This window comes from Micromonospora chalcea, assembly GCF_002926165.1.
GTDB classification, from domain to species: Bacteria; Actinomycetota; Actinomycetes; order Mycobacteriales; family Micromonosporaceae; genus Micromonospora; species Micromonospora chalcea.
Genome location: NZ_MAGP01000113.1, coordinates 1 through 17776, shown reverse-complemented (window position 1 = coordinate 17776; position 17776 = coordinate 1). Strand labels below are relative to the sequence as shown.

20 protein-coding genes are annotated in these 17776 nt (G+C 72.3%); 11 read left to right on the top strand and 9 right to left on the bottom strand.

Going from position 1 to position 17776, the window contains the following annotated elements; translation table 11 throughout:
- Positions 1-43 precede the first annotated feature (43 nt).
- Positions 44-487 carry a helix-turn-helix domain-containing protein gene (locus tag BAW75_RS15795; RefSeq protein ID WP_233607745.1) on the top strand — a complete coding sequence of 148 codons (444 nt, stop codon included), beginning with the start codon at positions 44-46 and terminating at the stop codon, positions 485-487.
- Complete coding sequence (locus BAW75_RS15790) at positions 480-848, top strand: DUF4180 domain-containing protein (protein ID WP_104114039.1); 369 nt, start codon at positions 480-482, stop codon at positions 846-848. Before BAW75_RS15795 ends, BAW75_RS15790 begins: the two co-directional genes overlap by 8 nt.
- A gap of 73 nt (positions 849-921) precedes the next feature.
- On the opposite strand, the gene BAW75_RS15785 is transcribed toward BAW75_RS15790, so the two are convergent.
- The gene (locus BAW75_RS15785) at positions 922-1569 is read right to left on the bottom strand and encodes a flavodoxin family protein (RefSeq protein ID WP_104114038.1); all 648 of its coding nucleotides are present in this window, start codon (positions 1567-1569) and stop codon (positions 922-924) included.
- A gap of 62 nt (positions 1570-1631) precedes the next feature.
- The gene (locus BAW75_RS15780; protein ID WP_104114037.1) at positions 1632-2402 is read right to left on the bottom strand and encodes a lysophospholipid acyltransferase family protein; all 771 of its coding nucleotides are present in this window, start codon (positions 2400-2402) and stop codon (positions 1632-1634) included.
- Between the two features lie 177 nt (positions 2403-2579).
- Between BAW75_RS15780 and BAW75_RS15775 the strand changes: the two genes are divergently transcribed.
- Together BAW75_RS15775 and cydB are read left to right on the top strand one after the other, a co-directional pair.
- Complete coding sequence (locus tag BAW75_RS15775) at positions 2580-3992, top strand: cytochrome ubiquinol oxidase subunit I (RefSeq protein WP_043324038.1); 1413 nt, start codon at positions 2580-2582, stop codon at positions 3990-3992.
- Positions 3993-4009: 17 nt separating this feature from the next.
- A complete protein-coding gene (gene cydB / locus BAW75_RS15770; RefSeq protein WP_069089654.1) occupies positions 4010-5008 on the top strand; it encodes a cytochrome d ubiquinol oxidase subunit II in 999 nt (332 codons plus the stop codon).
- Between the two features lie 63 nt (positions 5009-5071).
- Here the strand turns inward: cydB and BAW75_RS15765 are convergent, their stop codons facing one another.
- A complete protein-coding gene (locus tag BAW75_RS15765; RefSeq protein WP_064446491.1) occupies positions 5072-5758 on the bottom strand; it encodes a hypothetical protein in 687 nt (228 codons plus the stop codon).
- A gap of 65 nt (positions 5759-5823) precedes the next feature.
- Complete coding sequence (locus tag BAW75_RS15760) at positions 5824-6288, bottom strand: peroxiredoxin (RefSeq protein WP_275937800.1); 465 nt, start codon at positions 6286-6288, stop codon at positions 5824-5826.
- A gap of 90 nt (positions 6289-6378) precedes the next feature.
- Here BAW75_RS15760 and BAW75_RS15755 point away from each other — a divergent pair, with 90 nt between their 5' ends.
- Positions 6379-6771, top strand: coding sequence for a YciI family protein (locus BAW75_RS15755; protein WP_043324033.1), 393 nt, complete (start codon positions 6379-6381; stop codon positions 6769-6771).
- A 19-nt stretch (positions 6772-6790) separates the two neighbouring features.
- Positions 6791-8011 carry an RNA polymerase sigma factor gene (locus BAW75_RS15750; RefSeq protein WP_104114035.1) on the top strand — a complete coding sequence of 407 codons (1221 nt, stop codon included), beginning with the start codon at positions 6791-6793 and terminating at the stop codon, positions 8009-8011.
- A 6-nt stretch (positions 8012-8017) separates the two neighbouring features.
- Here the strand turns inward: BAW75_RS15750 and BAW75_RS15745 are convergent, their stop codons facing one another.
- Positions 8018-8851 carry a patatin-like phospholipase family protein gene (locus BAW75_RS15745; RefSeq protein WP_064445961.1) on the bottom strand — a complete coding sequence of 278 codons (834 nt, stop codon included), beginning with the start codon at positions 8849-8851 and terminating at the stop codon, positions 8018-8020.
- Between the two features lie 75 nt (positions 8852-8926).
- Between BAW75_RS15745 and BAW75_RS15740 the strand changes: the two genes are divergently transcribed.
- Positions 8927-9655, top strand: a complete 729-nt coding sequence (locus BAW75_RS15740) for an SDR family NAD(P)-dependent oxidoreductase (RefSeq protein WP_104114034.1) — start codon at positions 8927-8929, stop codon at positions 9653-9655.
- 51 nt (positions 9656-9706) lie between these two features.
- Here the strand turns inward: BAW75_RS15740 and BAW75_RS33205 are convergent, their stop codons facing one another.
- Positions 9707-9832 (bottom strand): MFS transporter small subunit, encoded by a 126-nt coding sequence (locus tag BAW75_RS33205; protein WP_255361250.1) that lies wholly within the window; start codon positions 9830-9832, stop codon positions 9707-9709.
- Positions 9829-11238: an OFA family MFS transporter gene (locus BAW75_RS15735; RefSeq protein WP_104114033.1), complete on the bottom strand. Its 1410-nt coding sequence runs from the start codon at positions 11236-11238 to the stop codon at positions 9829-9831. Before BAW75_RS15735 ends, BAW75_RS33205 begins: the two co-directional genes overlap by 4 nt.
- 180 nt (positions 11239-11418) lie before the next feature.
- Between BAW75_RS15735 and pdxY the strand changes: the two genes are divergently transcribed.
- The 4 genes from pdxY to BAW75_RS15715 all read left to right on the top strand — a co-directional run bounded on the left by pdxY (position 11419) and on the right by BAW75_RS15715 (position 15684).
- The gene (gene pdxY, locus BAW75_RS15730) at positions 11419-12270 is read left to right on the top strand and encodes a pyridoxal kinase PdxY (RefSeq protein WP_104114032.1); all 852 of its coding nucleotides are present in this window, start codon (positions 11419-11421) and stop codon (positions 12268-12270) included.
- Between the two features lie 98 nt (positions 12271-12368).
- Positions 12369-12833 (top strand): helix-turn-helix transcriptional regulator, encoded by a 465-nt coding sequence (locus BAW75_RS15725; RefSeq protein ID WP_043324018.1) that lies wholly within the window; start codon positions 12369-12371, stop codon positions 12831-12833.
- A gap of 5 nt (positions 12834-12838) precedes the next feature.
- Positions 12839-13252 (top strand): VOC family protein, encoded by a 414-nt coding sequence (locus BAW75_RS15720; RefSeq protein WP_104114071.1) that lies wholly within the window; start codon positions 12839-12841, stop codon positions 13250-13252.
- 56 nt (positions 13253-13308) lie between these two features.
- On the top strand, positions 13309-15684 hold the full coding sequence (locus BAW75_RS15715; protein WP_104114031.1) for an ATP-binding cassette domain-containing protein: 2376 nt from the start codon (positions 13309-13311) through the stop codon (positions 15682-15684).
- Positions 15685-15722: 38 nt separating this feature from the next.
- Here the strand turns inward: BAW75_RS15715 and BAW75_RS15710 are convergent, their stop codons facing one another.
- Complete coding sequence (locus tag BAW75_RS15710; protein ID WP_167435577.1) at positions 15723-16430, bottom strand: response regulator; 708 nt, start codon at positions 16428-16430, stop codon at positions 15723-15725.
- Between the two features lie 99 nt (positions 16431-16529).
- Positions 16530-17776, bottom strand: a 1247-nt coding sequence (locus tag BAW75_RS15705; protein ID WP_104114029.1) for a sensor histidine kinase, incomplete at its 5' end; no start/stop codon positions are given.

The following is a 17776-nucleotide window of genomic DNA, read 5'->3' as shown; positions in this document are numbered from 1 at the left end:
TGAAATTACCTATCGTTCCCTATCGTGACTAAGATAGGGTGCGATGAGTAGCGACATGTATTCGGTTGAGCAGGTCGCTGACCTGCTCGGGCTGCACGTGCGAACGGTGCGCGGCTACATCCGGTCCGGTCGGCTGCGGGCCACCCGGATCGGCAAGCAGTACCGGATCGCGCGTGCGGACCTGGACGCGCTGACCGGCCGGCCGGCCGTCGCGGCCACCGGACCGGCGGCGGAGGTGTCGAGCGTCCTGCGGCTCGACGGCGTCGACCGGACCGCCGCCGACCGGCTCGCGACGCTGGTGCTGGCCGGCGTGAACACCCACCACGACCCGGACCGTCCGCTGCGGGTGCAGACGGTCCACGACGAGGAGCGGCAACGCATGACCATCATGATCCTGGGCGACCTCACCGCCACCGCCGACCTGCTGCGCCTGGTCGACGGTGTGCTGGGCGGCGGCAACGACCTGCTCGGCGGCGGCCGTGACTGACCTGATGCAGGAGCGCGCCGGCGTGGCGGTGCTGGTCTGCGATCCGGACGGCCCGCCGATCGCCACCGAGCGCGACGCGCTGGACCTGATCGGCGCGGCGTTCCTCGGCGCGACTGTGGTGGCGGTGCCGGCCGAGCGGCTCGACCCCGGCTTCTTCACGCTCGGCACCCGCTTCGCGGGCGAGGTGATGCAGAAGTTCGTCAACTACCGGCTGCGCCTGGCGATTGTCGGCGACATCTCCGACCACATGGAGCGCAGTGGCGCGCTGCGCGCGCTGGTGGCCGCGTCCAACCGCCACGACCAGGTGTGGTTCGTACCGGACCTCGACGCCCTGGACGCCCGCCTGCGCGCCACCCCCTGACCCCCGTCGATCTTGCGCTTGCGGCCCTCGTTCGGGGCGGTTTGCCGGGTTCAGCCGGGCCGCAACTGCAAGATCAACGGGGGCGGGCGGGGGCGGTGGCTGCGTCGCGGGTTCCCGGCGGCGGGTAGGGCTGCTCCGCGAGCAGCCGGGCCAGGTGGGCGCTGTTGAGCGCCAGCGCGGCGGTGGTGCGGCCGGTCGTGTCGGGTTTGGGGCGGGCGTCGACGTAGTCGGTCTTGTGCAGCGCCTCGCCGACCCAGTAGGTGGCCCCGGCGGCCGGGCAGGTGAACCCCACCTCGTTGAGGGCCTGCTGCACCTCGGCGATGGTGTGGTGCGCGCCGTCCTCGTTGCCGACCACTGCCACCCCGCCGACTTTGCCGTAGGTACGCAGGCGGCCCTGGTCGTCGGTCTCGGACAGTTCGGCGTCCAACCGTTCCAGGACCATCTTGGTGACCGACGAGGGCTGACCGAGCCAGATCGGCGTGGCGATGATCAGGATCTGGGCGGCGAGCAGTTTGGCGCGGATGGCGGGCCAGCCGTCGCCGGCGCCCTCGTCGACGGAGACCCCGAAGCGCACGTCGTGGTCGACCACGCGGACGATCTCGCCGTCGATACCCTGATCGGCCAGCGCGTCGAGCACCTCCTGACCGAGCACCTGGGAACTGGACGTCGCCGGTGAGCGCTTCAGGGTGCAGTTGAGGACGAGTGCTCGAACAGCGGTCATGGCCGGATCCTCTCCGCCTCGGGATTGCGGGACTTGATACCCGCCTCCGGGGCCGGGATGCGTCAGCCGGGGCGGTGGCCCCGGTGGGCGCGGGCGGTGTCGACCGGCCGGCCCGGGTCGACGTGGCGCGGCAGGTCCGGCTCGTCGGGGCGCAGCGGGACCAGGTCGTCGGTGATCGCGTCGATGATCCGGTCGGTGGCGTGCCGGGCCGCGCCGGGAGAGCCCGACCGCAGGTCGTCGATCGGCACCGGGGCGCCGAAGTGCACCCGGATGGCGGGCCGGCGGACGAGCGCGCGGGCCACCCCACGCAGCATCCCCTTGGGCGCGCGGTACGGCAGCACCTCGTGCGAACCCCACTGCGCCACCGGTACGACGGCGGCGCCGCTGGCGAACGCGAGCCGGGCCGTGCCGGTCTTGCCCCGCTCGGGCCACATGCCCGGGTCGAGCCCGATGCGTCCCTCCGGGTAGACGAGCACCACCGAGCCGCCGGCCACGGCCTGGGCGGCGACCTCCAGCGAGCGGTGCACGGCGGCGGTGCCGCGGTCGACGCGGATGTGCCCGGCGCGGCGCATCAGCGCCCCGATCACCGGGGTGCGGAACAGGCCGCCGGTGGCCATGATCCGTGGCGCGACGTCGCGGACCCGGCAGGCGGCGGCGAGCACGACCGGGTCGAACGGGCTGATGTGGTTGGCGGCCAGGATCAGCGGGCCGCGGCGCAGCGCGTCGGGCACGTCGCCGGTGACCTCCAGCCGGCCGACCAGCCCGACGGCGGCGCGGGCGAGCGTCTGCGCGCCCCGCCACAGCAGCGGCGCGCGCCAGAGGGTGCTGTTCATCAGTGCTGGATGGTCGCACGCGCAGGGGTGGCGGCGGGAGCCGGTGGGGGTCCTCCGGCAAGGGTGATCAGGGTCATTGGTCCCGGGCCGGGTGGGGCCCTGCGGCCCTGCTGCTTTCGCTACGACGCCGAGTAGTATCTACTACGTCTCGTAGTATGCACAGCTGGGGGTTTTCTGGTGGACGCGTTGGACGTCGCCCGCTGGCAGTTCGGTGTCACCACCGTCTACCACTTCTTGTTCGTGCCGTTGACCATCGGCCTGTCCGTGCTGGTGGCGATCCTCCAGACCATGTGGCACCGCACCGGCAACGAGCGGTACCTCAAACTCACCAAGTTCTACGGCAAGCTCTTCCTGATCAACTTTGCGATGGGTGTGGTCACCGGCATCGTGCAGGAGTTCCAGTTCGGCATGAACTGGAGTGACTACTCCCGCTTCGTCGGTGACATCTTCGGCGCGCCGCTGGCCATCGAGGCCCTTGTGGCGTTCTTCCTGGAGTCCACGTTCATCGGCCTGTGGATCTTCGGCTGGGACCGGCTGCCCAAACGCCTGCACCTGGCCGCGATCTGGGCCGCCGCGATCGGCACCAACCTGTCGGCGTACTTCATCCTCGCCGCCAACTCGTTCATGCAGAACCCGGTCGGCTTCCGGATCAACCCGGAGAGCGGCCGCGCCGAGCTGACCGACTTCGTCGCCGTGCTCACCAACAAGGTCGCCCTGGTCACCTTCCCGCACACGCTGGCCGGCTCGTTCCTGGTCGCCGGGTCGCTGATGGTCACCGTCGGCCTGTGGCACGTGATGCGCAACCGCGACAGCGCCGACACCGGCGCGTACCGCTTCGCCACCAAGCTCGGCTCCTGGGTCGTCCTGATCTCCTCGGCGCTGGTGATCCTCACCGGCGACATCCAGGGCAAGATCATGACCGAGGTGCAGCCGATGAAGATGGCCGCCGCGGAGGGCCTCTACACCACCGAGAGCCCCGCCTCGTTCTCCGTGCTCACCGTCGGCAGCCTCGACGGCAGCCGCGAGATCTTCGCTCTCAAGATCCCGTACCTGCTGTCGTTCCTCGGCACCGGCGACCCCAACGGCACCGTCCAGGGCATCAACGACCTCCAGGCCCAGTACGCCAGCCAGTACGGCCCCGGCAACTACGCCCCGATCATCCCGGTCACCTACTGGAGCTTCCGCTTCATGATCGGCTTCGGGCTGGCCGCCGCCGCGATCGCGCTGCTGGTGCTCTGGAGCCAGCGCAAGGGCCGCACCCCCACCAGCAAGTGGCTGCTGCGCGCCGGCCTGGTCATGCCCGTGCTGCCGCTGCTGGCCAACTCCTTCGGCTGGATCTTCACCGAGATGGGCCGCCAGCCGTGGATCGTCTTCGGCGAGATGCTCACCCGTGACGGCGTGTCCCGCAGCGTCTCCCTGACCGAGGTCCTCACCTCCTTCACCGCGTTCACGCTCATCTACGCCGTCCTCGCGGTGGTCGAGTTCAAGCTGCTGGTCCGCTATGCCCGCGCCGGCGTCCCGGACGTCACCCCGCAGACCGACGACGACGACACCGACGACGCCGAGCGCCCGCTGGCGTTCGCCTACTGACACCCCGGAGCCCAACCGTGGAACTGACGACCGTCTGGTTTCTCCTCGTAGCAGTGCTCTTCACCGGCTACTTCATCCTCGAAGGCTTCGACTTCGGCGTCGGGATGCTGCTGCCGGTGCTCGGCCGCGACGACCGGCAGCGCCGTGTCCTGATCAACACCATCGGCCCGGTCTGGGACGGCAACGAGGTGTGGCTGATCACCGCCGGCGGCGCCATGTTCGCCGCCTTCCCCGAGTGGTACGCCACCCTGTTCTCCGGCTTCTACCTGCCGCTGCTGCTCATCCTGCTGGCCCTGATCGCCCGCGGCGTCGCCTTCGAGTACCGCCACAAGCGGCCCGAGGCGTCCTGGAAGCGCCGCTGGGACCAGGCCATCTTCTGGGGCTCGGCGATCCCGGCCGTGCTGTGGGGCGTGGCGTTCGCCAACATCTTCCGCGGCGTGCCGCTGGACGCCGACCACGAGTACGTCGGCGGGCTGCTCGACCTGCTCAACCCGTACGCGCTGCTCGGCGGCCTGACCACGCTGGGGCTGTTCCTCACCCACGGCGCGGTGTTCCTGGCGCTCAAGACCACCGGCGACATCCGCGAGCGCGCCGGCGCCCTCGCCGTCAAGCTCGGCGTCGGCACGGCCGTGGCCGCCGTGGCGTTCCTGAGCTGGTCGCTGACCATCCGCTCCAGCGCCGCCGCCGTCGTGCTCGCCGTCGGCGCCGCCCTCGCCCTGCTCGGCGGTCTGGCCGCGGCCAAGGTACGCCGGGAGGGCTGGGCGTTCACCGGCACCGCCGTGGCGATCGCGCTGGCCGTGGCGACGCTGTTCGCGGCGCTGTTCCCGAACGTGATGCCGTCCACGCTCGACGCGGCCGGCACGCTCACCGCCACAAACGCCGCGTCCACCCCGTACACCCTGAAGATCATGACCTGGGTGGCGGTGATCTTCACGCCGATCGTGCTGGCGTACCAGGGTTGGACGTACTGGGTGTTCCGCCGCCGGATCGGGGTACAGAACATTCCGCAACACTGATCGACCTGTGGGCGCTGGGGCGCGGGGCCGGTGCGAGGAGGTCGCACCGGCCCCGCGGGGCGTTCAGCGCGCCTCGCGCAGCTCCGCCAGCCGCGCCTCGATCTCGGCCAGCTCGGCGCGCAGCTTCTCCGCCTGCTGCTCCGCCTCGGCCCGCTCGGCGGCGAGGATCTGCTCCACCGCCTCCTGCACCCCCGGCACGTCCACCAGCGCCACCATCCGCAGCGCCTCGGCCGGCTTCACCACGTACGGCCGGGCCAGCGCCTTCGTGCCCTGCTGCGCGGCGACCGTCCACTCGCCCTCGGCGTAGGCCAGCGTCACCGTGAGCCCCGGCGGGGTCTTCGGCTTCGCGGCCTTCACCGCCCGCTTGGCCGGCTTCGGCTCCGCCTGCGGCGCCTCGGTCTTCGGCTCCTCCCGTCGTGGCGCCGGCACCCGCGGCGTGTCCAGCACGAACTCCGGCTCCGGCGCGGCCGGCGGCTGCTCCGGTTCCGGCTTCGCCTCGGCGGCCGGACGCCGCCCGGCGCCCTTCGGCGCGACCGCCACGTCGGCGGGGGAGAACGGCAGCTCGTCGCGGCCGAACCGCACCACCACGAACTCCTCCGACGCCTCCGGGTCGGTCAGCTCCACCACCTGCCCGATCTGCCCGGCGATCTGCCCGGCCGCCTCGGTGAACACCACCCGGGGCTTGCGGCCCGCCGCGAGCGCCTCCCGGATCCCCTGAACCTCGTCAGTGGACAAACCCTGACCCGCCATCACGCCCTCTTCCGTACACCTGTTTGACGCAGCCTTGATACCAGCCGGCTGCGACACCACGATGATCAGCCCCCGAGGGCCCGCAACGCCGCGTCGGCGTGCTCGTTCATGCTCAGCTCGCTGCGCACCACGGCGAGGACCCGCCGGTCCGTGCCGATCACGAACGTCATCCGCCGCGTGCTCAGCGGCCCCAACGGCAGCCGCCGCCGCACCCCGAACGCGTCCGCCACCGCGCCGTCGACGTCGGAGAGCAGCGGATAGTCGAACCCGTGCCGGCGGGAGAACTCCGCCTGCCGCTGCACCGGATCACGGCTGATCCCGACCCGCTGGGCGCCCACCGCGGCGAACTCCGCCGCCAGATCCCGGAAGTGACAGCTCTCCGCCGTGCAGCCCCGCGTCATCGCCGCCGGATAGAAGAACAACACCACCGGCCCGGCGGCCAGGAACTCCGACAGGCGACGCGGCGTCCCCGTCTCGTCCGGCAGCGTGAAATCCTCGACCAGGTCACTGACACCCAACGCGTTACTCATGACGCGAGGATATGTAGACATCGGCGATCCGGCTCCGTCGTACCCGGCGAGCGGCGGGGAGGCACCGCCGCACGACGCGAAGGACCAACAGTGAAGTACGTCATCATGATCCACTCCAACCCGGAGCCGTGGGGCCACCCCACCTCCGAGTATCTGGCCTCCTACCAGGAGCTGCCCGCCGAGGTACGGGACCGGCTCAACGCCGACTTCGAGCAGGTGCTGACCGAGCTGCACGCCAACGGTGAGCTCGTCGTCGGTGAGGCGCTCGCCGACCCCGCCACCGCACGGCTGTACCGGTGGAGCGACGGCGCGCCGCTGGTGACCGACGGCCCGTACTCCGAAGCCAAGGAACACCTCGCCGGGTTCTTCCTGATCGACGTGGAGGACCAGGCCCGCGCCGAGGCCGTCGCGGCGAAGTTCGCCGGCCCGGGGGAGACCGTCGAGCTGCGGCCCCTGATGTGGCCGGGCGGCTCCGATCAGTAACGCCACAGCGCTGGCGGACGTGTGGCGCCGGGAGGCGCCGCACGTCCGCGCCGCGCTGCTGCGCCGCTACGGGCACCCCGACGCCTGCGAGGACGCCCTGCAGGACGCGGCGGAGGCGGCCGCCGCCAACTGGCCGCGCACCGGCGTCCCCGACGACCCCCGCGCCTGGCTCATCCGGGTCGCCGCGCGGCGGCTGATCGACCGGATCCGCGCCGACGCGGCCCGTACCCGCCGCGAGCGGCTCGACGCGGCCCGGCAACCCGACGCCGGCCGCGTACCGCCCGTCGACGACACGCCGGTGACCGGCGCCGACGACACGATGCGGCTGCTGTTCCTGTGCTGCCACCCGGCGCTGAGCCGCCCCTCACAGGTCGCGCTGACCCTGCGCGCGGTGGCCGGCCTGCGCGTCGAGCAGATCGCCGCCGCCTACCTGGTGCCGGCCCGGACCATGACGCAGCGGCTGAGCCGGGCCCGCGCGACGCTGCGCGAGGCGGGCGCCCGGTTCACCATGCCGCCGCCGCACGCGCTGCCCGCCCGGGTGGCCGCCGTGCTCGACGTGTGCCACCTGGTGTTCAGCGAGGGCTACACCCGCACCTCCGGCGACCAGCTCCTGGACGTCGCACTCGCCGAGGAGGCGATCCGGCTCACCCGCCAGGTCCACACCGCACTGCCCGAGCACCACGAGGTGACCGGCGCGCTGGCGCTGATGCTGCTCACCCACGCCCGGTCGCCCGCCCGCACCGACGCCGCCGGTGACCTCGTGCCGCTCGCCGACCAGGACCGCTCCCGCTGGCGCGCCGACCTGATCGACGAGGGCGTCGCGCTGCTCGGCCGTGCCCTGCCCCACGGCCCGGTGGGCCGCTACCAGCTCCAGGCGGCCATCGCCGCCGTCCACGCCGAGGCCCCGACGTTCGACCGCACCGACTGGCTGCAGATCAGCGTCCTCTACGACATGCTGAGCCGGGTCGCCCCCAGCCCGTTCGTCACACTCAACCAGGCCGTCGCCGTGGCCATGGCGCACGGCCCCGACGTCGGGCTGGCGCTGCTCGGTCCGCTGCTGACCGACCCGGCCATGCGCGGCCACCACCGGCTGCACGCCGTCCGCGCCCACCTGCTGGAGCTGCACGGCGACCCGCGGGCCGCCGCCGAGCACTACCGGCTGGCCGCCCGGCTCACCGGCAGCCTGCCCGAACAGCGCTACCTCAACCGGCGGCTGGCGCGCCTGACCAGCGACTCCTGATCGCGGTCACCGCCACACCCCGGCCACCTCGGCGGCCACCGTGTCGGCCTGGGCGAACCCGGCCCGCGCCGACGCGGCCCGCCGCGCCGGATCCAGCACGTTACGGCCGATCGCCGTGCGTGCCGCCCGGTCCGGCGACACCACCGCCACCCGCGCGCCCGCCTCCCGCAGCGCCGTCACCTGCGCCGACAGCCGCGGCATCGGTCCGACCGCCGCACGGGTCGGCGCCAGCACCACCACCCGCTCGCACCCGGCCGCCAGGTCCGCGTTCACCGGCGACCGGACGCCGCCGTCGACGAAACGCCGGTCACCGATCGTCACCGGCGGCCAGACCCCCGGCACCGCGCAACTGGCCCCGACCGCGTCCACCAGCGACGCCCCGCTGTCCGCGTCGAACACCACGAACTCGCCGGAGGCCGCGTCCACGGCGGTGACCAGCAGCCGCGCCGCCGGCCAGTCCGACGACGGCAGCCGCGCCGCGATCACCGCCCGCCGCGACTGCTCCGACGGGGTACGCGCCGACAACGCCATCGCGCCGATACGCGCCCGGGCCCGCGCCGCGTCCCGGCCCCGCCCACCGGCCCACGCCCAGCGCAACAGCACCCCCGTCCCGAGGCGCGCCGGCACCTCCTCGCGGGGCGGCCGCAGTTGCGCCTCGTACAACTGCGTCACCGGCGTACCCGAACGCACCTGCGCCCCGACCACCGACCCGGCCGACGTGCCCACCACCAGCTCCGCCTCGTCCAACCGCAGGCCGTGCCCGGCCAGCCCGGCCAGCAGGCCCAGCTCCCAGGCCACCCCGGTGACCCCGCCGCCACCCAGCACCAACGCGCGCCCCATGTGACAGTCCTCTCCACCCCGGATGGTCCCGCCCACGGTAACGTCGCCCCCACCGCAAGGCAGGGGAGAATTGCATTGACCTCCGTCACCATCGTCACCGGGGGAGGACGCGGCATCGGCGCGGCCACCGCCCGGCGGCTGGCCGCCGAGGGCCACGACCTGGTCATCGGCTACCGCGCCGACCACACCGCCGCCGAATCCGTGGCCGCCGACGTCCGCGCGGCCGGCCGCCGCGCGGTCACCGTCGCCGCCGACACCACCGACCCGGACCAGGTACGCCGCATCTTCGACGCCGCCGACCGGCTCGGCCCGCTCACCGGCCTGGTCAACAACGCCGGCGTCACCAGCCCGATCGGCCCGTTCACCGACCTGCGCGTCGACGGCCATCGCGAGGTCGTCGACGTCAACCTCATCGGGTACGTGCTCTGCGCCCAGCAGGCGGCCCGGCGGCTCACCCGTGGCGGCGCCATCGTCAACGTCTCCTCCGTCGCCGCCACGCTCGGCTCACCCGGCGAGTACGTCCACTACGCCGCCGTCAAGGCCGCCACCGACACCCTCACCGTCGGGCTCGCCAAGGAACTCGCGCCGCACGGCATCCGCGTCAACGCCGTCGCCCCTGGCATCATCCGCACCACCATCCACGCCCGCTCCGGCGTGCCCGACCGACCCGACTCCGCCGCTGGGCGGATCCCGATGGGCCGCGCTGGGGAACCCGAGGAGGTCGCCGACGCGATCGCCCACCTGCTCGGCCCGGACGCCTCGTACACCACGGGCGCGGTCCTGCGCGTCGGCGGCGGGCTCTGACACGACGGCGGCCCGGGGTGTCCGCCCCGGGCCGCCGCCTCGCCTTCTGCGCTACTGGGTGAACAGCTTCGCCGCCGTGATCACCGTCTGCACCACCCCGTAGCCCAGCAGCACCGACACCACCAGCCACGACACCACCAGGCGGGTCCGCTGCCCGCCACCGCTGTGCTCGTTCACGATCCGCTCCTCTCCGTCGGCCCCTGCGCTGTCCCGTCCCGTCCCGACGCCGGCTCGTGGTAGCGCTCCGGCACCGGCCGCACCAGCAGGTTCGCCACCAGGCCGACGGCCAGCACGCCGACCATCGTGAACAGCGCCGGCCGGTACGCCGCCGCGGTCAACGTGCCCGGCTCGCCCTGCGCGTCGAGGAACCCGTTGACGATCAGCGGCCCGGCCACCCCGGCCGCCGACCACGCGGTCAGCAGCCGGCCGTGGATCGCGCCCACCTCGAACGTGCCGAACAGGTCCCGCAGGTACGCCGGAATGGTCGCGAACCCGCCGCCGTAGAACGACAGGATCACGGATGCCAGCAGCACGAACAACGCCGTCGAGGTCTGCCCCACCAGCGCCAGCAGCAGGTACAGCACCATGCCCACACCCAGGTACACCACGTAGATCGGCTTACGGCCGATCACATCCGACGTGGACGACCACACGAACCGGCCCGCCATGTTGAACAGCGACAGCACTCCCACGAACCCGCCGGCCGCCGCCACCGACACCGCCGAGGTCCCGTTGTCGCGGAAGAAGTCCTGGATCATCGGGCTGGCCTGCTCCAGGATGCCGATACCCGCCGTCACGTTGCAGAACAGCACCACCCACAGCAGCCAGAACGACCGCGTCTTCAGCGCGTTGGCCGCCGACACGTTCGCCGTGGTCACCAGCGGCTTCTCCGCCACCGTCGACGGGTCGAAACCGGCCGGCCGCCAGTGCGGCGCCGGCACCCGCACGTTGAACACCCCGAACATCATGATCACGAAGTAGCCGATGCCGAGCGTCACGAACAGCCACACCAGCGCCGAACCCGACGCGGTGGAACCGCTGTCCGACGGGTCGTACCCGGCGTCGTAGAACGACAGCAGCTGCCGGGACAGGGGAGAGGCCACCATCGCCCCGCCACCGAACCCCATGATCGCCAGCCCGGTCGCCAGCGCCGGCCGGTCCGGGAACCACTTGATCAACGTGGAGACGGGGGAGATGTACCCGATCCCCAGACCGATCCCGCCCAGCACCCCGTACCCCAGGTACAGCAGCCACAGCTGCCCGGTCGCGATGCCCAGCGCCCCGACCAGGAACCCCGCCGCCCAGAAACACGCCGACACGAACATGGCCTTACGCGGCCCGTTCGCCTCCACCCACGTACCGGCCACCGCGGCCGACAACCCCAGCATCACGATCGCGATGCTGAAGATCACCCCGATCGCCGTCTGCCCCGTGTCGAAATGCGCGATCAGGGAGTTCTTGTACACGCTCGTCGCGTACACCTGCCCGATGCACAGATGGATCGCCAGCGCGGCCGGAGGGATCAGCCAGCGGCTGTACCCCGGCGGCGCGACGGTGTGCCGACGATCGAGTGCGGAAAGCATCGTTGCTTCCTCCGTCCAGATGGCGAGAACACAGGCGGTTCATGCCCCCACCGCACGTTGCGCCCAAACCCGCCCCGCGCCGGGCGGTCGAAACGCTGAGCCGAACGGTCACCGCCGTCCCGCCCCGTCATCACCCCACCACAGCCGGTCAGCTCCCGCCGGGGATGCGACCATGAGCAGGTGAAGATCCTGTCCATCCAGTCGTCGGTCGCCTACGGCCACGTCGGCAACTCCGCCGCCGTGTTCCCATTGCAACGCCTCCGACACGAGGTCTGGCCGGTTTTGACCGTGCACTTCTCCAACCACACCGGCTACGGCGCCTGGCGCGGCCCGCTGCTCGCCCCCACCGACGTCGCCGACGTCATCGCCGGGATCGAGGACCGCGGCGTGCTCGGCACCGCCGACGCCGTCCTCTCCGGCTACCAGGGCGACCCGGCCGTCGGCGCGGTCATCCTCGACGCGGTCGCCCGGGTCAAGGCCGCCAACCCGGCCGCGCTCTACTGCTGCGACCCGGTCATGGGCGACGTCGGCCGCGGCATGTTCGTCCGCCCCGGCATCCCCGAATACCTGCGCGACACCGTCGTGCCCCGCGCCGACATCGTCACCCCCAACCAGTTCGAGCTGGAGTTCCTCGCCGCCCGCACCACCGACACCCTCGACGACCTGCTCGCCGCCGTCGACACCGTCCGCGCCACCGGCCCCCGGCACGTCCTGGTCACCAGCGTCCTGCACGGCGACCTGCCCGCCGGGCACCTGGAAGTCGTCGCCGTGTCCGACGAGGGCGCCTGGGCCGTCACCACCCCGCTGCTGCCGATCGCCCCCAACGGCGGCGGCGACGTCACCGCCGCCCTCTACCTGGCGCACCTCGCCACCACCGGCTCACCGCAGACCGCGCTGGAACGCACCACAAACTCGATCTACGCGGTACTCGAGGCGACCCTCGACGCCGGCACCCGGGAGCTGCAACTCGTCGCCGCCCAGGACGCCATCGCCGCGCCGCCCACCCGGTTCACCGCCCGCCGGCTGCGCTGACCGCCGCCCGGGTGCACCAGCCGCCCAGGTGCACCCGGGCGGCGACTCGCCGCTCGAACAGGTGGACGACACCACCGCCCAGCAGGCAGGATGCGGACGTGTCACCGCACCAGGGCACCGACGACCCCGCGTTCGCCCAACGGCTGCGCGACCTGACCCGGCTGCGCCGCGTCCGCGACCGCATCGACCGCGAGTACGCCAGTCCCCTCGACGTCGAAGCCCTCGCCCGCGGCGAGCACATGTCCGCCGGCCACCTCAGCCGCCAGTTCCGCCAGACCTACGGCGAGTCCCCGTACTCGTACCTCATGACCCGCCGCATCGAACGCGCGATGGCCCTGCTGCGCCGTGGTGACCTCAGCGTCACCGATGTCTGCTTCGCCGTCGGCTGTCAGTCCCTGGGCACCTTCAGCACCCGGTTCACCGAACTCGTCGGCGAACCGCCCAGCGCCTACCGCGCCCGTCACGCCCCCGACACCGCCGAGCCGCCCCCGTGCCTGACCAAACAGGCGACCCGACCGATCAGGAATCGAGAAGCCCGCACCGGCCGGCCACCGTTAGCGTGACCACCATGACGATCACCATTCACTACACGTTCCTGCCGCACACCGACGCCGACGCCGCCATCGCCTTCTACCGCGACACCCTCGGCTTCGAACTGCGCAACGACGTCGGCCAGGGCGACACCATGCGCTGGCTCACCGTCGGCCCACCGAACCAGCCCGAGACCGGCATCGTCCTGCACCCGCCGGCCGTCGACCCCGGCATCAGCGACGACGAGCGCCGCACCGTCCTCGAACTCATCGCCAAGGGCAGCTACGGCGCGCTCACCCTCGCCACCGACGACCTCGACGGCCTGTTCGACCGGCTGGCGGCCAGCGGCGCCGACGTGGTCCAGGAACCCACCGAACAGCCCTACGGCGTGCGCGACTGCGCGTTCCGCGACCCCACCGGCAACCTCATCCGCATCAACGAGCGGCGCTGACGGCGCCCGCGGCGGACGCTGGCTCGACCGGAACACCCGACCCGGACGGAGAGACCATGAGCGAGGCCACCACCGGCCTGCACCGCGCCGACAGCCACGACGTCATCCGCGTCCTCGGCGCCCGCAAGAACAACCTGCGCGACGTCCACGTCGAGCTGCCCAAACGCCGCCTCACGGTGTTCACCGGCGTGTCCGGCTCCGGCAAGAGCTCACTGGTCTTCGGCACCATCGCCGCCGAGTCCCAGCGCCTGATCAACGAGACCTACAGCGCCTTCGTCCAGGGTTTCATGCCCACCCTGTCCCGCCCCGAGGTCGACGTCCTGGAGGGCCTCACCACCGCCATCATCGTCGACCAGGAACGCATGGGCGCGGACCCACGCTCCACCGTCGGCACCGCCACCGACGTCAACGCGATGCTGCGCATCCTGTTCAGCCGCCTCGGCGACCCCCACATCGGCCCGCCCAACGCCTACTCGTTCAACGTCCCCTCCGTGCGCGCCGCCGGCGCGATCACCGTCGAGCGGGGCCCCGGCAAGACCCAGACCAGGAAGGGCACCTTCAACCGCCTCGGCGGCATGTGCCCCCGCTGCGAGGGCCGCGGCGCGGTCACCGACTTCGACCTGACCGTCCTCTACGACGAGAAGCTGTCCCTCAACGAGGGCGCCATCACCATTCCCGGCTACAGCATGGACGGCTGGTACGGCCGCATCTTCCGCTCCAGCGGCCTGTTCGACCCGGACAAGCCGATCCGCGACTACACCAAGCGGGAACTGAGCGACCTGCTCCACAAGGAACCCACCAAGATCAAGGTCGACGGCATCAACGTCACCTACACCGGCCTGATCCCGGCCATCAGCAAGTCGATGCTCGCCAAGGACGTCGACGCCATGCAGCCGCACATCCGCGCCTTCGTCGAACGCGCCATCACGTTCACCACCTGCCCCGACTGCGACGGCACCCGCCTGGCCCCCGAGGCCCGCTCCTCGAAGATCAACGGCGTCAGCATCGCCGACGTCTGCGCCATGCAGATCAGCGACCTCGCCACCTGGGTACGCGACCTGCGCGAACCCTCCGTCGCCCCGCTGCTCAAGGCGCTGGGGGACACCCTCGACTCGTTCGTCGAGATCGGCTTGGGCTACCTCAGCCTCGACCGGCCCGCCGGCACCCTCTCCGGCGGCGAGGCCCAGCGCACCAAGATGATCCGCCACCTCGGCTCGTCCCTCACCGACGTCACCTACGTCTTCGACGAACCCACCATCGGGCTGCACCCGCACGACATCGCCCGCATGAACAACCTCCTGCTGCAACTGCGCGACAAGGGCAACACCGTCCTCGTCGTCGAACACAAACCCGAAACCATCGCCATCGCCGACCACGTCGTCGACCTCGGCCCCGGCGCCGGCACCGCCGGCGGCACCATCTGCTACGAAGGCACCGTCGCCGGCCTGCGCGCCAGCGGCACCACCACCGGCCGCCACCTCGACGACCGCGCAACCCTCAAGGACAAGCCGCGTACGCCCACCGGCGCCCTGCCGATCCGCGGTGCCCGCACCCACAACCTGCGCGACGTCGACGTGGACATCCCCCTCGGTGTCCTGGTCGTGGTCACCGGCGTCGCCGGCTCCGGCAAGAGCAGCCTCATCCACGGCTCCCTGGCCAGACGCGACGACGTCGTCAGCGTCGACCAGACCGCCATCCGCGGCTCCCGCCGCAGCAACCCGGCCACCTACACCGGTCTGCTCGACCCCATCCGCAAGGCGTTCGCCAAGGCCAACGGCGTCAAACCCGCCCTGTTCAGCGCCAACTCCGAAGGCGCCTGCCCGACCTGCAACGGTGCCGGCGTCATCTACACCGACCTCGGCATGATGGCCGGCGTCGCCAGCACCTGCGAGGACTGCGAAGGCAAACGGTTCCAGCCCGCCGTGCTCGACTACCACCTCGGCGGCCGCGACATCAGCCAGGTCCTCGCGATGTCCGTCGACGAGGCCGAGATCTTCTTCAGCGACGGTGAGGCCCGCACCCCGGCCGCCCACACCATCCTCGACCGGCTCGCCGACGTCGGCCTCGGCTACCTCACGCTCGGCCAGCCGCTGACCACGCTGTCCGGCGGGGAACGCCAGCGCCTCAAGCTCGCCACCCGGATGGGGGACAAGGGCGGCGTGTACGTCCTGGACGAACCCACCACCGGCCTGCACCTGGCCGACGTCGCCCAGCTGCTCGGCCTGCTCGACCGGCTCGTCGACGCGGGCAAGTCCGTCATCGTGATCGAGCACCACCAGGCGGTCATGGCGCACGCCGACTGGATCATCGACCTCGGCCCGGGCGCCGGTCACGACGGCGGCCGGATCGTCTTCGAGGGCACCCCGGCGGATCTGGTGGCCGCCCGGTCCACGCTCACCGGCGAACACCTCGCCGACTACGTCGGCGCCTGACCGGCGCGCCCGCTGAGACCCCCGGCCGCGCCGCGGTCTCAGCGGGACAGACCGGCCATCCGGACCGGCGGCGCCGTGCCGGGCTCCACCAGGCCGCACTGGTACGCGGCCACCACCGCGTGCGTCCGATCCCGCAGCCCCAGCTTCGTCAGCACCCGGCTGACGTGCGTCTTGACAGTCGCGTCGCCCAGCACCAGATGCTCGGCGATCTCCCGGTTCGACATCCCGTACGCCATCAGCACCAGCACCTCCCGTTCCCGCGGGGTGAGCCGGCGCATCTGCACCGGGGTGGGCAGTCCCGGGTCGGGCCGGGCGGCGAGGTCGTCGAGCAGCCGCCGGGCCACCGCCGGATCCAGCCACGCCTCGCCGTCGGCCACCGCCCGGATCGCCGACACCAGCTCGGCGGGCGCGGCGTCCTTGAGCACGAAACCGGACGCGCCCGCCCGCAACGCGGCGTGCACCGCCTCGTCCACGTGGTACGTGGTCAGCATGATGATCCGTACCGGCTGCTGCGGGTCGTCGATGAGCTGCTCGTCGGCCATCAGCCTGGTCGCGGCCAACCCGTCGGTGCCGGGCATCCGCACGTCCATCAGCACCACGTCCGGGCGCAGCCGCCGACTGACCTCCACGGCCTGCGCCCCGTCGTCGGCCTCGGCGACGACCTCGATGTCGGGTTCGTTGGTGAGCAGCATCGCGAGTCCCGCCCGTACGAGCGGCTGGTCGTCGGCGAGCAGCACCCGGATCATGAAGGCTCCCGTCGTCGGCGGCCGGGACTGTGGCCCCACCACATGATCATCGACGCCCGCGCCGGCGGCCACCCTGATGTCGCACAGCGGACACGCCGTTCACCCGACAGCCGGCACCCCGCCGTCACCCGAGGCCGCGACGAGGTCGCCGTGCTGCGCGACCGGCAGCGTCGCGCTCACCCGGAACCCGCCCTCGGCACGCGGCCCGGCGACCAGACGACCGCCGACACGCTCCAGCCGCTCGGCGAGGCTGGCCAGCCCGTTACCGGTCGACAGCCCCGCCGCCGCGCCCGGCTCGCGGCCCGAGCCGTCGTCGTCGACGCGCAGCAACAGCACCCGCTCCTGCCACCCGAAATGAACAGTCGCGCAGGCCCGCCGGCCGACGTGCTTGAGTGTGTTCGTCAGGCTCTCCTGCACCGTCCGGTACGCCGCCAGCTCGATGCTCGGATCCAGCGGCCGAGGGCTGCCGGACACCGACATCGTCACCGTCAGCCCCGCGCACCGCATCGACGTCAGCAGCACCTCGATGTCGTCCAGCCGCGGCTGCGGACCCGGCTCACCGTCGCCCACCGGCCCCGACTCGGCCCGCATGACCGCCAGCAGCCGCCGCAACTCCGCCATCGCCTGCTGCCCGGCCTGCTGGATGTGCAGCAGCGCCTCCCGGGTCCGCTCCGGATCCGACGCGCTGATCCGCGCCGCACCGGCGGCCTGCAACACCATCACCGTCACCGAGTGGGACACCACGTCGTGCAGTTCCGCGGCGATCCGGCGACGCTCCAACGCCACCGCCTCCGCCCGCGCCACACGCCGCTCCCGCTCCAACTGGGCCACCCGCCGCCGGTGCCGCCGCACCACCGACCCGGCCGCCCACGCAGCCGCGTAGATGAGCGCGAACATCAACGCGGTCACCACGAACTCCCCGGCCCGCGCGCCCGCACTCGGCTCCACCCGGAACGAGTCGAACGCGCTGAGCAGGCTCCGCGCGCACGCCGCCGCGTTCGCCGCCGCCGACACCACCAGCGGCCGCAACGCCGCCACCGTGTACAACGCCACGATCAGGCCCGCCCACGGCCGGTAGTCGTGCAGCAGGAACCACATCGCCACGCCGTGCGCGCACTCGAAGCCGAACACCGCGACCGGCGCGCGGGCCCGCCACCACAGGGCGCCGACCGACAACACCGCGGCGAGCACCTGCAGCCACTGCCGGGCCGGGCCGACCGGCTCGCTCTGGATCACCACGGACGACGCCGTGAACAGGTCGAGCAGGCCCAGCACCGGCAGCAGCAGAAGATCGTGACGCCACCATCTCGCCGCCCGCGCCGGGGCGGACGGCGCCACCGCACCGG

Bases quoted from the DNA above. Each gene is read 5' to 3' on its own strand.
- BAW75_RS15795 (WP_233607745.1), top strand. From the start codon at position 44: ATGAGTAGCGACATGTATTCGGTTGAGCAGGTCGCTGACCTGCTCGGG.
- BAW75_RS15785 (WP_104114038.1), bottom strand. From the start codon at position 1,569: ATGACCGCTGTTCGAGCACTCGTCCTCAACTGCACCCTGAAGCGCTCA.
- BAW75_RS15780 (WP_104114037.1), bottom strand. From the start codon at position 2,402: ATGAACAGCACCCTCTGGCGCGCGCCGCTGCTGTGGCGGGGCGCGCAG.
- BAW75_RS15765 (WP_064446491.1), bottom strand. From the start codon at position 5,758: ATGGCGGGTCAGGGTTTGTCCACTGACGAGGTTCAGGGGATCCGGGAG.
- BAW75_RS15760 (WP_275937800.1), bottom strand. From the start codon at position 6,288: ATGAGTAACGCGTTGGGTGTCAGTGACCTGGTCGAGGATTTCACGCTG.
- BAW75_RS15745 (WP_064445961.1), bottom strand. From the start codon at position 8,851: ATGGGGCGCGCGTTGGTGCTGGGTGGCGGCGGGGTCACCGGGGTGGCC.
- BAW75_RS15735 (WP_104114033.1), bottom strand. From the start codon at position 11,238: ATGCTTTCCGCACTCGATCGTCGGCACACCGTCGCGCCGCCGGGGTAC.
- BAW75_RS15720 (WP_104114071.1), top strand. From the start codon at position 12,839: ATGACGATCACCATTCACTACACGTTCCTGCCGCACACCGACGCCGAC.
- BAW75_RS15715 (WP_104114031.1), top strand. From the start codon at position 13,309: ATGAGCGAGGCCACCACCGGCCTGCACCGCGCCGACAGCCACGACGTC.
- BAW75_RS15710 (WP_167435577.1), bottom strand. From the start codon at position 16,430: ATGATCCGGGTGCTGCTCGCCGACGACCAGCCGCTCGTACGGGCGGGA.